The following is a 15,298-nucleotide window of genomic DNA, read 5'->3' on the forward strand; positions in this document are numbered from 1 at the left end:
CACCCACAGGGGGGGAAATACGGGTGGGTAGTTTGGGTGTGCCGTCCAACACCCCCGGCCGACCCCGGTTTTGACCTGGTGTTGCTCTGGCTTACAGCTTGGCCCTGTCAGTAACAAACACCGGCAGCGGCACATCCAGCACGTCCGCACTCAGCCCGCGCCCAGCCAGGAAACCGGCGATGTTGTCGGCGATGGCCGGATTGCCCACCCACATTTCGTTGTCATGGCTGGCACTGCGCACCAGCAGCTCCTCGCCGTGGCTGAAGCCCGGCAGCAGCGCCTGGGCATTGGCATGCGGGGTGCGGCCGTCCAGCGTGCCGCTGATGAACAGCACCGGCACGTCGCTGCGCACTGGCGCACGGAAGGCCTCACCCAGGTCCAGCATGCCCAAGCCATCAGCAACGTCCGGGAACGGGAAGTTCAAGGCATCGCCGAGCAGGCTCTGGCGGGCCTGAGCCGCCGCCAATGCGCGCCGCTGCGGGCTCTGCCCGGAGGCCACGTCCATCGCCGTCGGCATGGCGCGCCAGCCGCCCAGGCCCTCGCGCACCATCAAGGCGATCGCACCTAGCAGGTCATAGTTGCCAGCCTCGGCCTCACGCAGTGCCAGCGGCAACATGCACTGGGTTGAGCGACGGCCGAGGGCGATCGCTATCGCCATCTGCGCATCGAACTCGCCGATGGTCACCTTCCTGCCGTCATGCATCGGGCTGCTGCCCTGCCCCGGCTGTTGCCGCAACTTGGCCAACACGCGCTGCGCCGATCCCTGCAGGTCTTCGAAACCATCCTTTTTGGCGATGACGGCGAGGTCCGCCAGCAAGGCATCAGCAGCCAGCGGCAGCTTGATCGTGTCATCCGGGCCTTCGCTGCCCATCAACACCACGCGCTCCAGGCTGTCGGGGTGGCGGCGCACGGTCGCCAGCGCCAGGTGCGTGCCGTAGCTCATGCCCCACAGGCTCAGCTTGGGCAGCGCCATCGCCTTGCGCAGGTACTCGATATCGTCGGCGCTCTCGGCGGTGGTGTAGGCGCCCATATCAACCCCGGCGTCCTTCCAGAAGGCAAGGCAGCTGACCAGTGACGCCTTCACCGCTACCAGCGCCGCGTCGCGCTGCAGCGGTTGGGCATCATCGAACTTGTGCTCGTGTGGGCACTCCGGGGGCATCTCGGAGAAATCAGTGCCGCGCTGATCAAGCAGCAGCACGTCGGTCTCGCGCCGGACCCGGTCGAATACTGGCCAGCGCGGGCCGAGTGCGGTGCCGAAGCCAGAACCGCCCGGGCCACCGGCCAGATAGACCACCGGGGCATTGCGGCCATCGCCACCGGTCGCCGGCAAGCGCACGACACGCAGGCGGATGCGCGGTCCGTTCGGCTCGCTGTGGCGACGCGGAACTTCGAGGAAGGCCTCTTCGGTGGCGATGGTGCCATTGGCCTTGGTCTGCATTGCATAGGGTGCAAACACCAGCGGCGCAACCGAGTCCTTGGCCAGCGCCGGCGAGGCGCACGCCAGGGCCAGGCACAGCGCCAACAGGCGACCGCTACGTCCCAGCTTCCCCTTGCCGGTCACAAGCACTCCGCCAGCGTCGTGTTGATGCCCAGCGACAAGCGAGGCGTTTGAAGGAGCCGCCAACGACTGCAGGCAAGGACGGCAAGCACTGGAAACAGACAGAGAGTTGTTGGACATGGCGGGCTCCGACCAGGTGGGAAGATGGGTGTTGCCGTGGCCCTGGCAACCCGGAGAAACCTCCCGTTGCCTCGCCACGAAGCCAGCATCCCTCCCTCGACGGCGCTTGCGGGGCGCGCGTCCGCCGAACAGCTCCAACTCACCGCCCAGCGTCTCCGCGCAGCCGATACGATAGGCCCATGCCGATCCTACGAATCCTGAGCGTACTGGCCGTGCTGGTCTTCGCGGTCGCCGCGTGGCTGGCCGTGCTGCTGCGCGACGTCAACAGCGTGCAAGTACTGGGCGGAGAGATGGCGCCCGCCAGCGCAACCGCTGCTGGCGGCTTGCCGACCTCTCCGCCAGCCGACATCCATTGGCAACCAATCGATCAACAAACGCTGGCCAGCTGGCGCGGCCCGTACTGGCTGCGCTGGCAATCGCCCGCGTCCATCCAGCCTGACGATGGCGGCCGCGCCCTGCGCCTGTCGCTGCGTGGCGCCAGCCAGCTCTACTGGAACGGCCAGCCGATGCAGGGCAATGGCGTCGTCGGCACCAGCGCCGAGCAGGAACAGCCCGGTCAGGTCGACATCACCCGCGTACTGCCGCCTTCCTCGCCCACAGGCACCGACGAACTGCTGGTGCTCGCGTCCAGCCACCACCAGCAGTTCGGCCTGTACAGCGCCGATGCCCTGGTAGCAGTGGCGCCGGCCGTGGTGTTGTACCAGCGCATGGTCCTGCCCTGGTTGATCGCGGCCCTCGCCACCGGCGCACTCGCAGCAGCCTGCCTCTACTTCCTTGCACTACAGCACGGCCGGCCGCAGATGCCTGGCGGGCGACTGTTGCTCGCGCTGTGCGCTGTCGGGATTGCACTACCAGTCGTCGAAGGCTGGCGACCGTTGCTCGGCTATCTCTATCCATGGCACGGCCTGCGCCTGTATGCGCTGCTGGCCTTGCACGTGGCAGCGGCCATGCTGCTGCCTACCTATCTTGCCCGACGTTATGGCGTTGCCGTTCCCAAGGGCCTGGGCATCGCCTACGCCGCCGCGCTGGTGATGACGGCCGTGCTGCTACCCAGCTTCGACATCCGTTCGGCGGTGGCGCTACTGCTGAGTCTGCTGGCCTCGTCTGCGCTGCTGCTGCGGGCCAATAGTGAGCGCCAAGAACGCTGGCCGATCCTGGCCCTGCTGGTCGCCGGCGTACTGGCCTTGTTGTTTGCGCCCGGGGCCTTCCTCGATGGCCCCTACTTCCTGCTGCTCGCGGTGCTGGTGGGCTTCCTGCTGCTCTGCCATGCGGAGCAGGTTCGCAACCTGGACCTGCACAACGCGCGCCTGCGCGAAGAGCGTGCAAAGTTGTCGCTGCAGCTGCTGCAGCGGGGCATCCAGCCACATTGGCTGATGAATACCCTCACCTGCCTGCAGGAGCTGATCGAACAGGCTCCGGCAAAGGCAAGCCGCCTGGTCGAATCGCTGGCCGAGCAGTTCGATCGCCTGCGCGAAAGCAGCAGCAGCCAGAGCGTGCCGCTCAGCGAAGAACTGGCCCTGTGCCGCAACCATCTGGATATCGTCGGCCAGGCCCTTGACCAGCCGATGACGCTGGAGGTGGATGCCGACGACCTGCAGCTGTCGCTGCCCCCCGGCGTGCTGCATGCACAAGTGGAGAACGCGCTGACCCATGCCGGCGCGGTCGCCTGCGCGCAACGACCGTTCCGCCTGCGCGTGCAACGCGACAAGCAGCATTGGATTCTGGAACTGCGTAGCGCACGTGGCTCCGCACCGCATCGTGGCCAGGGCACCGGCACCCGCTACATCGAGGCCAGCCTGGCCGCCTCCCATCCCAATCGCTGGCACTACAGCCAAGGCGCCGATGGCGCCGACTGGTGCAGCCGTATCGAGCTCACATGCGCATATTGATCGTCGAAGATGAGCCGCTGGTCCGCCAGCGCCTGCTGCGGCTTTGTGCGGAAATAGCGGGCACGCGTGCGCGCTTCGATGCGGTCGCCGACCTGGATGCCGCCGGTGACCGGTTGCAGCGCAGCGTCTACGACGGCCTGCTGCTGGACCTCAACCTCGGCGGTGAGGACGGCTTTGATCTGCTGCGCAGCGCGGTCGCCGGCCGATATCACTGTGTTGTTGTATCCGCCCACCGCGAGCGCGCCCTGCAGGCGTTTGAGCACGGCGTGCTGGATTTCGTGCCCAAGCCGTTCTCGCGCGAGCGGCTTGGCCAGGCACTGGAGCGCCTGCTGGACGTAGGCCGCTACAGTTCCGGCCGCGCGCGTTACCTGGGCATCTGGCGCGCGCAGGGCACCGCCCTGGTCGAACTGGCCGATGTGCAGTGGATCCGTGCCGACGGCGATTACAGCGAGCTGCGCATGCGTGATGGCCGCAGTGAGCTGCACGACAAATCCCTGGCCGGACTGAGCGCGGTGCTGCCACCCGATTTCATCCGCTGCCACCGTTCCTACCTGGTCAACCTTCGCCATGTCAGCACCTTGCATTCGGGTAGCGGCAGTCGGTACTGGTTGGTACTCAATGGCGGCGGGGAGCTGCCGGTCGGGCGTGCCCATGTGGCCGGCCTGCGGCAGGCACTCGCGCTTGAGTGAACCAGCCGACGACATGAAAGCGAGCAGACGCCGTAGCCGGGTAAGCGCAGCGCACCCGGGAGCTTGCAGAGCGGTGCGAAGTCGCGTGCCCATACAAGCACGTCAACGCCATATCTGACTCAACGATTCCCCGGGTGCGCTGCGCTTACCCGGGCTACGTGGTTACGCTGAAGATCTCAGGCGGTTCGTCTGCCGATGGAATCTGCGGCGCCTGCTCAAGGGCGCGGGGTCGTTGAACGCGCCTTGCTCAAGGCGTCCTCGAAACTCTCCTTGTGCTCGTCCACCAGCCGGGCGAGCAGGCCGGGGTCCACAAATGCATCCTCGTCACCATCGACGCGTTGCGCCTGCCGCTCAAGGATGCCGGTGGTATCAGGGTGGCCGCTCAGGACGATGTCGGCCTGCATTGCGCCAAGCTTTGCAAACGTAGCGCGGAAATCCTCGGCGATCGTCGGATAGCTGCGATTCCCAACCAGCGTATTGCCGGCGACGGTAATGCTGCACAGGAACAACACCTCGCGCGGCGTGCCACGGTCATTCACGGTCATGCTCCAGCTGGTGCAACCGGCGGTGTGCCCCGGCGTGAGATGCGCCGTCAGCTCGACGTCACCAAGCCGCAGCTTCTGCCCATCGCTGACGATCTCATCCAGCTTGATCGGATCGAAGGGCTGGATGCCGTAGTTGTTGTCGCCCTGGTTCCTGCCGTTCTCAAGCGCCCAACGGTCGCCAGCGCTGGCGGCATAACGTGCACCGGTGTCGCGCTTGAGTGCTGCCATGGCGCCGACATGATCCGCATGGGCATGGCTGCTGAGCAACAGCCGTACATCATGCAGCGGCACACCCAGGCTTTCGATGTTGCGCTCGATCTGATCCGCATTGGCAGCAAGCGGAGCATCCAACAGGATCGCCCCCTGCTCCGACACGATCAGGTATGCCGCCAGTCCCTCGCTGCCTACGTAATAGATGTTGTCGACGATATGAAATGGTTTGATCGGTGTCGTCCAGTCCGCGGGCGGTCCAGCCCACGCCGCCGACGACGCCGCTCCGGCAAGCAGCATCGCCGCCACCTGCAATCTCCTGCGAATTCCCTGCTTCTGCATCATCTCTGCGCCTTGTCCAATACGTGCAGGAACTGTGCGCCGTAGAGGAGATTGCGACAAATGCGTAGAACTGGGCCGAGCCATGAGTTTTCCTTGGCCTTCGCCTATCCGCGGGCAGGCCGGCACGATACGTGCCAGGCACCTCGCCATCCGGCAATGAACGGCCGGCGTCCGCAGCACACCGTAATTGCGATTCTCCGGCCTGCAATTTTTACGGTGTTTTCATCGCGGCATATCACCACCCAGCCGCGCCCAGCAGTATCTTCGCGTCCATCCGCCCCGAGAAGCCACAATGATCCGTCGATCCTTGTCCCTGCTGCTTCCGTCCCTGTTTGCGGCTGCAGCGCTGTCGGGCTGCGACGCTCCCGACAACGCAACCGCCCTTGTCGATAAGGCCCCGGCAGCAGATGCCAATGAACTCCCGCTGTTCGACACCTTCGGCGACCTGCACCGCGACATCGGCAGCAAGGTGCCGCTGGCTCAGCGCTATTTCGACCAAGGCCTGCGTCTGGTCTATGGCTTCAACCATGAAGCTGCCGGACGTGCATTCGCCCAAGCCGCGCGCTTGGACCCGGCATGTGCAATGTGCATCTGGGGCCAGGCCTTGGTGCTTGGGCCAAACATCAATCTGCCGATGGACCCGGCGGCCGCCAAGGAAGCCGCCGCATTGGCGGCACGTGCCGCCACACTTGCCACTGGCGCGCGACCTGCCGACCAAGCGCTGATCCAGGCACTACAGAAGCGCTACGCCGACCCCGCACCGGAGGACCGCAAGCAGCTGGACCGCAACTACGCCGATGCGATGGCTGGAGTGGTCGCAAAGTTCCCGCATGACGATGATGCCGCCACGATGTACGCGGAGGCCTTGATGGATCTCTCGCCGTGGGCTTATTGGCAGGATGGCAAGCCCGCCGAGTTCACCCAGGCATTGGTCGGCGAGCTGGAGCGCGTGCTGGCGCGCAACCCGCGCCATATCGGCGCGATGCACTACTACATCCATGCCATGGAATCGTCTCCCGAGCCAAAGCGTGCCGAGCCCTACGCCGATGCTTTGGCTGCGCTGGCGCCGGGTTCGGGCCACCTGGTGCATATGCCCGCGCACATCTACATCCGCGTTGGCCGCTACCACGATGCAACCCTGACCAATCTGGCCGCTACCACCGCCGACAAGGATTTCCTCGCGGTCTGCCGTGGCAGCAATGGCGTCTATCCGCTGGGCTATGTGCCGCATAACTGGCACTTCGCCACGATGACCACGGGACTGACCGGCTCACGCACGCTGTCCATGCAGGCCGCCAGACAGACGGCCGATCGGGCGGACCGTGCGGCCATGGGCGAGGCCCCGATGCAGTTCATGCAGCAGTTCGTGGTGGCACCGCCGCTTACCCAGGTCCGCTTCGGTGATTGGGACGGCATCCTCGCCGACACCGGCACTGCAGCCGAACTTCCCTATCCTGCCGCGATCCGCCATTTCGCCCGCGGCATGGCACATGCCCGCAAAGGCGCACTGGCAGAAGCAACACGCGACGCCGAAGCCCTGCATGCCATCACCGCCGATACGGCAATGGCGCAGGTCAGCTTCTTCGACATCAACCATGCCGACAGCGTGCTGCGTGTTGCCGATGCACTCCTGCGTGGCGAGTTGCTACGCGCACAGGGCAAACACGATGCTGCCATCACTGCATTGCGGGAGGCCGCAGCCGCCGAAGATGCCCTGGCCTACAACGAACCCGCCGACTGGCCGCTGCCGGTGCGTCCCTATCTGGGCGCCGCGCTGCTGGATGCAGGTGATGCGGAATCCGCAGCCGAAGCCTTCAATCAGGACCTGAAGACCTATCCGGCCAATGGCTGGTCGTTGTTCGGGCTGGCACAGGCACAACAGATGCTGGGCCAGGCCGATGCGGCAGCCGAAACCAAACGCCAGCACACAGCAGCCTGGCAATGGGCAGATGCGCCGCTGGCAGCTGCGCGCTACTGAACCAGCGCTGGCCGCGACCTGGCTGCATCCACATCCGGCAGCAGCTCGGCCATGGCTGCCAGCGCCGTCGCCTCTCGCTGCTGCCAATCGCCGCCCAACTGGCGGAAAGGAATCTGCCGGCTGCCAAGCTCACGCAGATACCAGGCATGCTGCCAGCGCCGGAACGCCTCGTCGCGGCGGGTGCCGTCCTGCACGAATGGAACATCAGGGTCACACAGCAACACCAGGTCATAGCGACGCTGCGACAATTCCAGCAAGCACGGATCGGCGCGACCAAACATCGCCTCGGCGTACAACAAGGTGGTCAACGGCGAGGTGTCGCATACCAGCCAGCCGGTGGCGGCGCCCAGCAGATTTTCCTCGCGCGCCACCTGGGTCTGGGCGATATGCAACAGATCCGACTCCTGCAGCTGGCCATCCTGCGCCTCCCATAGCTCGCGACCATATTCGGCCGCGTAGACACTGTCACAGCGCGTGGCCAGCGTCCGCGCCAGCGTTGACTTCCCGGTGGATTCACCGCCCAGCAACACCACCCGCCTGACGAAATCGCGATACACCTGCGGCGCCAGCTGCTGCCGCTGCGCATGCAGGTCCGCGCGCACTGCAGTGCCCGATACCGGCACGCTGCGCCGTGCCGGATCGACCTCAACGTGCGCCACCGCGCGGCCGCCATGCAGTTGCTGTTGCTGCGACAGCACTGCGGCGAAACCGGGGCCGTAGTTCTCGCTGGTGAACACCAGATCCACCTCGCTCTGGATCACCTCGCGCAGCAGCCAGGCCATGAACAGGCGATGCGCCTCGTCACTGGCATCGTTATCCGGCAGGCATCGCTGCGGCAGCCCCAAGCGCTGGCAATGTGCGGCCAGGCGCACGTCGTCGAGCACCCAGTGGTTGGCGTCGGGATACAGCGCTCGCAGCCAGGCCTCGCGTCGCGCGGGCGCCATGCCGGGAAACTCGGGTTTGGTGTAACTGACCACGACCAGGCGCTCGCAGGCCGCCTGTGCATGATCCAGCAGCAACTGGTGACCGCGGTGCAGCGGGCAGAACTTGCCCACCACCAGGCCGACCCGCAGCATGCTCACGCAGCGGCGCCCTGCTCGCGCCACAGCCGGCGCCAATGCCGCCAGGCCAACCAGGCGTTGATCCAATAGGCGGCATACAAGACAGAAGTCAGGGTGAGCCCGCGCGAGGCGTACAGCGGCACTGCGATGGTGTTGACCAACACCCACACCGGCCAGGTCTCGATGCGCCTGCGCATCAGCAGCAGCTGCGCCAGCACCGACAGGCACAGCACCGAGGAATCAGCGAACGGCGCGTAGGCATCGGTGAAGCGATGCAGCACCAGCCCGTAGGCAGCACCGGCCAGCAGCGCAGCGGCGCCCATCAACAGGAAGCTGCGCAACGGCGTGCGCTTGATCGGCAGTGCCGCATGGCTGGCGCTGGCGTGCCAGTTCCACCAGCCGAACATGCTGGCGACGACGAAGAACACCTGCAGCAGCACATCGGCATACAGCTGGGTATGCCAGAACAGCAGGCCGAACAGCGAGCAGCCAATGATGCCCGTCCACCAGGTATGTACGCTGTTGCGCGCCGCACACAGGATGGACGCGGTGGCGAAGGCGTTGGCCGCGATTTCCAGTGCGGTCATGCGCCCAGGCCTTCGTTGAGATCGGTGGTGTATTGCAGCACTTTGTCCTCCACGTGCATCAGCACGACCTGTACCAGCAGGTCGTCCAGGGTATGTTGCAGGGCCGCTTGCGCCTGCTGTGCGTAACCGGCCTCGGCGGCTGGTAGATGCAGGTTGACGCTGCCGTCGCCCTGCTGGTGCACACGAAAGCGCGACAGCGGCAGCGCCGCCAAGGCGTGGGTCAGGTCGATGTTGTTGATCCAGCGGCCACTGCGGGTGCGGTAGCGTACCGGTCGCCTGCCCTGCAGGTCGACAATCATCGGCACATCACCACACATCGCCAGCGCGCCACGGTCGCCAGTGCGGTAGCGCAGCAGCGGCAGGCAGAAGTTGAAACCACCGGTCAAGGTGATCTCACCGACCTGTCCATCCGCAACGGCACGACCGGCATCGTCCAGCACCTCCACATACATGCCCGGCTGCAGCAGCACGTGGCCACCGGCGGCGGCATCATGCACCGCCAGCGGACCGGCTTCGTTCATCGAGTAAATGTCCAGTACGGGGCAGTCGAATCGTTGCTGCAAGGCCTGCCGCAGGCCCGGCGACAAGGCCATCGACACCGACAGCAGCGCGCGTGGCCGGTGGCTGACCCCCAGTTCCAGCAAGGTGGCGAAGGAGATCGGATCACCGGCAATCACTTCCGGCTGCAGCGCATCGATATAGCGCGCGCGGTCATCGGGATGACGCCACTCATCCGGATGCAGGTTGATCTTGGCCAGCCCGGACTCGTCCATGCTCGGCGTCACCGATACATAGGTGAAGCAGCGTTGCTGCATGCCCAGCAGCATCACGCCCATCTGCCCGCGGCCATTGCGCAAGACCACGCCAGCGCGTGCCAAGGCACGCTTGTGATAGGCCAGATAGCGGCCGGCCACGACTGGATGCGAGGGCAGCACCAGCGGGTGGCCGGTGGTTCCGGTGGTGCGGAAATTCATCATCCGCTGCAACGGCACCGGATCGGGAACGAACTGGGCGATATCGGCAGCCAGGTCACCGCGATGGGTGGTGGCGATGTCTTCGAAACATGCAGCACGACCGCGCGCACGGAAGTACGGCACCTGCGCGATCACCTCATCGACAAAGGCTCCCAACCACGGCGGAGGTGAACCCGGCTGCCACTGGAAACCAGCGCCGAGGATATGGTGTTCGTACACGCGCAGTTGCTGCACTTCCCCGGCGAGCAGTCGATTGCCACTCTGGTTGCGGTAGCGCGGTGCCGCCGGATGCTCGCGCATCCACTGCAGCATCGCCCTGCCCGCTTCGCTCAGGGTGGGATAGCGCTCACCGTCGTGCGGGTCTTGATTCACTCGCGTGTCCACTTGTCCGCCGATTCCTCGGCAGCCTTGCGTGCCAGCGCCTCGCGGATCGCACGTGCGCGCGCTTCAGCAGCGCGGCTGGCGTCCAGCAGGCGACGGCGTTCGACGCTGCTGACGCTGGCCAGGCGATCGGCTGCCTGTGCCGCGGTTTCACCCGCAGGCAGCAGACCCAGCCGCGCGATGGCGGTACGCACCAGTTCCTCGCGCCGATCCGGATCGTGCAGATAGCGGTTCACTGCGGCCTCCGTTGCCAACGCGGGCACTGCCTCGCCAAATACCTGCAGCAGCGCCTCGCGCGGGAAGCGCAGCGCGTGCCACGCTTCATCGGCCAGCAGCCAGGCCATCACCGCGGACAGACTCAGCTGGTTGACGGTGACCGCTGCCAGGTTGCCGGACAGGCTGGCCTGCAACGCAGCGGGCAAGGCGACACCATGCAGCGCCAGCACGTCGTTGACCACGGCTGCGACCTGAAGCTGCCCTTCGCGGCCGCGCCGTGGCGGATCGAGGAAGTCCGGTGGTGTATCGATCAGGCGACGCAGCAGGGCGTCCAGCGAGGCGCTGTTGCTCATGGTTGGTTCCGTAAGGTGCTTTTCATCGGCCGACCACGCCCGGTGACTGGTAATGACGTTGGCTGAACTCGCGCGCGAAGGCCAGCAGGTCGGTCATGTCACGCACGACGTGGATATCCCAGCCCTGCTCGCGTGCGCGTAGCAAGTCCGCGGTCCAACCCTTGGCGCCGACCAGGCTTGCCGGCAACGGACTGTAGAGATTGAGCGCCATGGTGCCGCCAGCCCGGGCCGCGCGCAGCGCCTGCGCGGCGACGTCCCAGCCGCTGTTGCCGCGCTCGTCCTGCTCGAACATGGTGGTGATGCCGTCATCGGAGATATGCAGGATATGCACGGCACGCGCAGCCGCCGGCCGCTGCGCATAGGTGCTGCGCAGGCGATGGATGGGGAAAGCCGTTGCGCCACCGAAGTAACCTACCAGCACCTTGAGGATGTCGTCCTCGCTGCGCACGAAACCATCGGTGTGCAGGCATTGCTGCTTGCCGCTCCACAAGGTGGCCTGCACGCGCGCACCCGCGCGCAACGCCGACAAGGCGATCACCGCACCGGCCAAGGTCAACCATGAGGTGACCTGCTGCGGATCGGGCATGGAGCCGGAGCTGTCCACGTACAGGTCCAGATCAATCGGTTCATTGGCAGGTTCGTTGCCCGGCGCCGGCCCCATCACCCGCTGCACCGTGGTCACCCCCGGCACCACGGTGGGCGACTGCATCAAGGTCTGCAGCCAATCCACCGCATCCAGAGGATCGCCTGGTTCCCAGGGCTCCAGACCTTCCAGTTCGAGCTCCTGCGCCTGCGGCTGTGGGCTGACCGGGAAACGGATCAGGTGCGGCAAGGCGCGCTCGCGGTAGTAGCGCACCGCGAATTGCTGCGGGTCCATGTCCAGTCCCGCCGCGCGCAGGATTTCGCCGTACTCAAACGGCTCCCGGGTCTGGCCGTGACCGGGCGTGCTGGTCAGCAATGCGTCCTCCGCCACCACGTCTACCGTGCCAGTATCTTCCTCACCAGTGATGCGCGGATCGAGCGCCGGATGCAGCACCGGTGCGAGTTCGTCTTCTTCCAGCCGGTCCAGTCCCACCGGTTGACTGCCACGGCCGGCATGGCGGGTATCCATCAGCGCGTCGACGCGCGCGTCACTGATCGTCTCCAGCAAGTGCGGCAGCAGCAAGGCGCTGAAACGGCTGGCACCTTCCATCCACTCGCCGGCATAGGTGCGGATCACCCGTGCGCCCAGCCAGGCATCGCCGCGCAGGCCTGCAGCTTCCAGCGCTGGTCCGCCGAGGCTGCCTGCCGGCTGCTGCCACAGCTGTTCATAGATGCCCATGTACAGCTGCCACAGCGGCGAACTGCCGCTGGCGCCGGTGGCAAGGCGCCGGTAGATATCGGCCATGCGCAGGCCACATTGGCGTTGCAGGCGGTCGTTGATCAACAGGTCGGTATAGAGGTTGGCGACCATCGGCGCGTGCGCTTCCAATGTCGGCAATGCGCGGTGGATGCGCGCCAACAGCCGCGCGTGATCGGTGGCCGTAGCCGGAGCCAGCACGTGATGGCCGATCTCGTGGGCGAGGATTTCGCGGGCGTGATCCTGCAGCCCCAAACGCTGCACCTGTGGCAGATCGATCACCACCCGCTGGTCGGCCAGGCGGATCATCGCGAAGCTGCCGGTCAGGCCCTCCTTCGCCGCCTCGACGCTGCTGTCGCACAGGCGCGGGTCCTGCAAGCGGGTGAAACGGCTCCAATCGGCCAGCGCCAGCGGCCAGGCGGCGCGCCAGCTGGCCAGCAGGCTTTCCTGTTCGGTGCTGCTCATGCCGCGCCGGGTAGCAGGCGCACGTGGTGCGACCACGGCGAGTACAGTGCGATACCCGCAGGCCCGGCCACTGCCACAAGGCCATCAGCGGGAGCGGCGTAAGCGATGGCGGTCGCGCCAATGCGCGCGCCCTGGCTGTCGATTGATAGCTGCGTGGCCGGCGTGACCCGCGCGGCAGCAAACTCTGCCGCACTGGCGGGCAACACCACGCCACCGAAGGCATCGGCAATCAGCAGGTAATGGCGGTCGCCGCTACGCGCGATGAAACCTTCCGCGCTGGCGCGCAGCTCCGGCGGCGCGGCGAAAGGGCCGCCAAGCCCGCTGAATCCGCCCACCGTCTGCCCCTGCGCGCTCGCCGCCGCACCCTGCGGGTGCCACCAGCGCTCGCTGCCGAGTTGGCTGCGTAGCGACGGCCATTGCATTTCGTCGACGCCCATCGCTTCTGCAGCCAAGGCGACAGGCAGGCTATCGGCCTGCGCCAACGCTGCCTCGCGCAGATGCGCCATGCCGGCCTGCCACGCATAGAGCGCGCCGACGCTGCGCAAGGCCGCCGTGCTGTCGCAACGCGGTGCCAATGCCACCATGCGCTGCAACCATGCATCGACGCGCACGCCCGGCACCTCGTGCATACGCACGACCGCGTTGCTGAGTGCGCCCAGTGTTTCCAGTGGTGCAGCTGCGATCAGTGCTGCGGCAGGCACTGCCAGCTGCTGCCACGCGGCATCCACCCACGGCAGGCGAGCTGCCGGGCCTGCGAGTCCCTGTGCCACCAGTTCCAGGCCCAGTTCGAAGGCGACTTCGGTGGCCGCCGGCATCGCCGCTTCGTCCACAGCAGCAATCGCCAGGCACAAAGGGTCCAGCGTCTGCGCGACAAAGACCGAGAACGCCGCGGTGTCCAAATTTGGCCAGCGCTGCCGTGCTTCGGCAACCTGCTGATTGAGCAGGCTGCGGCGCGATGCCAGCAGGCCGGTCAGTGCGGGTGACAGCACCTCAGCGCGCCTGCTGCCAATGCAGGTAATTGGTATAGCGCTGGTGCAGGTACTTGAGCTTGAGCAGGTCGTCGTACAGATGACCGTAGAGCTTGCGGCCCTTCACCCGTTCCTCCACCAGCCGTTCGATGCGCGTGAGGCGCGCACGCGTCTCGCGCTCGCTGATGCCATCCAGGCCGCGTGCGAACTGTGCGGACAGCTCGCCGACCGGATCGTTACGATCCAGGTCCAGGCGGTCGTACTCGGCATTGGAGCTGTCCAGCAACCAGCGCAGCCAGCTGAGCCGGTCGCTGCGGTAAGCGGCGTTCTCCGGCAGCGCGAAGAACGGCGCGTCCAGATCCGGTTGCAGCTTGTCGTTGAGCACGAACGGCAACACCTGGCGCACGTCGTCCAGCGCGACCGCGGCATTGCCGCGGAACCAGGCCAACGCCTTGGCAAACATCAGCAAGGTCATCAGGTTGCGCACCGACAAACCATTGCGGGTCTGGCAACCCAGGTCCTTCATGCGATCACGGCCGGAATCGGCGGCAATCGCCTGGGCCCAGTCAACCCCGGCCAGGCGCACGGTGTCCTTGGTCAGGTACTCGAACTGCGCACCCGCGGTCTCCATCAACTCGAACTGGCTGCTGAAGAATTCAATGCGCCTGCGCACATCCTGCGGTACCTCCACCGCACGGATCTGCTGCAGCATCAGGTCGCCTTCTTCCTCGCTGAAAATGATCTCGCGCGGCACCACTTCTTCCGGACGGATGTTCTGCTCGATGCGCAGCAGCATCTCTTCGAGGAAGCGCGGGTTGAAGGCCAATGCCTGCACCACCACGTCGATGCGGTCGCGCAGGGCCTCGATCACCTGGTAGGTGCCGCCACCGCGGTCGTCGTTGGCAGTGAGGTACCACGCCGACTCTGGGCATTCGTAGACCTGGTTGAGCACTTCGGCGTAGTTGTCGCCCATCACCGTCAGCAGTGCGCTCTGGGTACGGGTTGGGATGCGGTTGTACTCGTCGATGATTTTGACCCGCATGCCCAACCAGCTGCGCCACGCGATGCGGATCTGCGACATGTCCTGCGCGGCGACCAGATCGGCCGGCAGCGGATTGCCGAGCAGGTCGGCGATGGTCATCTGCGGGTGGCCGTGCTGCATGGCGCGGCGCACCTCGCGCACCGGGTAACCGGCAAGCACGCCCATCAGGATCGCGCTGGCGGTCTTGCCACGGCCGGGGCCGCCGACGAACAGGCATTTGCGGCGGGTGGCGAAGGTCAGCAGCGGCAGCAGCACATAGCTGGAATAGCTCTGCGCCGACGGCAAGGTCAGCTGGCGGCGGGTATCACCAACATTGAAGCTGGCCGACGGACCGGCGTGGTACTCGATGTCGTAATGCGGGCTGATGATGGCGTTGTTGACGATCCAGAAGTAGGCCTGGCGCAGCTTCTCGTCCAACGCCAGCGGCGCGGCATCGGCGGCGCCGGCCAGCTGCACCGGTCCTTCATACAGTTCGGCCACATCGAAGGTCCGCGCCACCGGCTCGGCCTTCGGGTTGGTTGGCGCCTGCGACAGGCGCTGGAACAGGTTGAATGGCGACACCGGGCGTCCCTTCATCACGG

The 15,298-nt window shown here is 66.1% G+C and carries 12 protein-coding genes; 3 read left to right on the plus strand and 9 right to left on the minus strand.

Annotation, left to right across the window (positions count from 1 at the left end):
- Positions 1-91: 91 nt before the first annotated feature.
- Positions 92-1,561, minus strand: a complete 1,470-nt coding sequence (locus tag ACVOLI_RS08725) for an alpha/beta fold hydrolase (protein ID WP_481534300.1) — start codon at positions 1,559-1,561, stop codon at positions 92-94.
- Between the two features lie 296 nt (positions 1,562-1,857).
- Between ACVOLI_RS08725 and ACVOLI_RS08730 the strand changes: the two genes are divergently transcribed.
- Together ACVOLI_RS08730 and ACVOLI_RS08735 are read left to right on the plus strand one after the other, a co-directional pair.
- The gene (locus ACVOLI_RS08730; RefSeq protein ID WP_481534301.1) at positions 1,858-3,567 is read left to right on the plus strand and encodes a histidine kinase; all 1,710 of its coding nucleotides are present in this window, start codon (positions 1,858-1,860) and stop codon (positions 3,565-3,567) included.
- Complete coding sequence (locus ACVOLI_RS08735) at positions 3,555-4,256, plus strand: LytR/AlgR family response regulator transcription factor (protein ID WP_296248420.1); 702 nt, start codon at positions 3,555-3,557, stop codon at positions 4,254-4,256. The genes ACVOLI_RS08730 and ACVOLI_RS08735 overlap by 13 nt, the downstream gene beginning before the upstream one ends.
- 215 nt (positions 4,257-4,471) lie before the next feature.
- Here the strand turns inward: ACVOLI_RS08735 and bla are convergent, their stop codons facing one another.
- Entirely contained in the window at positions 4,472-5,353 is an 882-nt protein-coding gene (bla, locus tag ACVOLI_RS08740) for a subclass B3 metallo-beta-lactamase (protein WP_481534302.1), read from the minus strand.
- Between the two features lie 292 nt (positions 5,354-5,645).
- Here bla and ACVOLI_RS08745 point away from each other — a divergent pair, with 292 nt between their 5' ends.
- Positions 5,646-7,331: a tetratricopeptide repeat protein gene (locus tag ACVOLI_RS08745; RefSeq protein ID WP_481534303.1), complete on the plus strand. Its 1,686-nt coding sequence runs from the start codon at positions 5,646-5,648 to the stop codon at positions 7,329-7,331.
- On the opposite strand, the gene ACVOLI_RS08750 is transcribed toward ACVOLI_RS08745, so the two are convergent.
- From ACVOLI_RS08750 to ACVOLI_RS08780, 7 genes are read right to left on the minus strand one after another with little or no spacing between them, the layout of a single operon-like run.
- Positions 7,325-8,407: an AAA family ATPase gene (locus ACVOLI_RS08750; protein WP_481534332.1), complete on the minus strand. Its 1,083-nt coding sequence runs from the start codon at positions 8,405-8,407 to the stop codon at positions 7,325-7,327. The two genes, ACVOLI_RS08745 and ACVOLI_RS08750, sit on opposite strands and share 7 nt — an antisense overlap.
- Before the next feature lie 2 nt (positions 8,408-8,409).
- Positions 8,410-8,979 (minus strand): nicotinamide riboside transporter PnuC, encoded by a 570-nt coding sequence (gene pnuC, locus ACVOLI_RS08755; protein ID WP_481534304.1) that lies wholly within the window; start codon positions 8,977-8,979, stop codon positions 8,410-8,412.
- On the minus strand, positions 8,976-10,325 hold the full coding sequence (locus tag ACVOLI_RS08760) for an AMP-binding protein (protein ID WP_481534305.1): 1,350 nt from the start codon (positions 10,323-10,325) through the stop codon (positions 8,976-8,978). Before ACVOLI_RS08760 ends, pnuC begins: the two co-directional genes overlap by 4 nt.
- Positions 10,322-10,903, minus strand: a complete 582-nt coding sequence (locus ACVOLI_RS08765; protein WP_481534306.1) for a hypothetical protein — start codon at positions 10,901-10,903, stop codon at positions 10,322-10,324. Before ACVOLI_RS08765 ends, ACVOLI_RS08760 begins: the two co-directional genes overlap by 4 nt.
- A gap of 22 nt (positions 10,904-10,925) precedes the next feature.
- The gene (locus ACVOLI_RS08770; protein WP_481534307.1) at positions 10,926-12,707 is read right to left on the minus strand and encodes a hypothetical protein; all 1,782 of its coding nucleotides are present in this window, start codon (positions 12,705-12,707) and stop codon (positions 10,926-10,928) included.
- Complete coding sequence (locus ACVOLI_RS08775) at positions 12,704-13,696, minus strand: hypothetical protein (protein WP_481534308.1); 993 nt, start codon at positions 13,694-13,696, stop codon at positions 12,704-12,706. Before ACVOLI_RS08775 ends, ACVOLI_RS08770 begins: the two co-directional genes overlap by 4 nt.
- A 1-nt stretch (position 13,697) precedes the next feature.
- Entirely contained in the window at positions 13,698-15,293 is a 1,596-nt protein-coding gene (locus ACVOLI_RS08780) for an AAA family ATPase (protein ID WP_481534309.1), read from the minus strand.
- Positions 15,294-15,298: the final 5 nt, after the last annotated feature.

The organism is Stenotrophomonas sp. STEN029 (genome assembly GCF_056760015.1).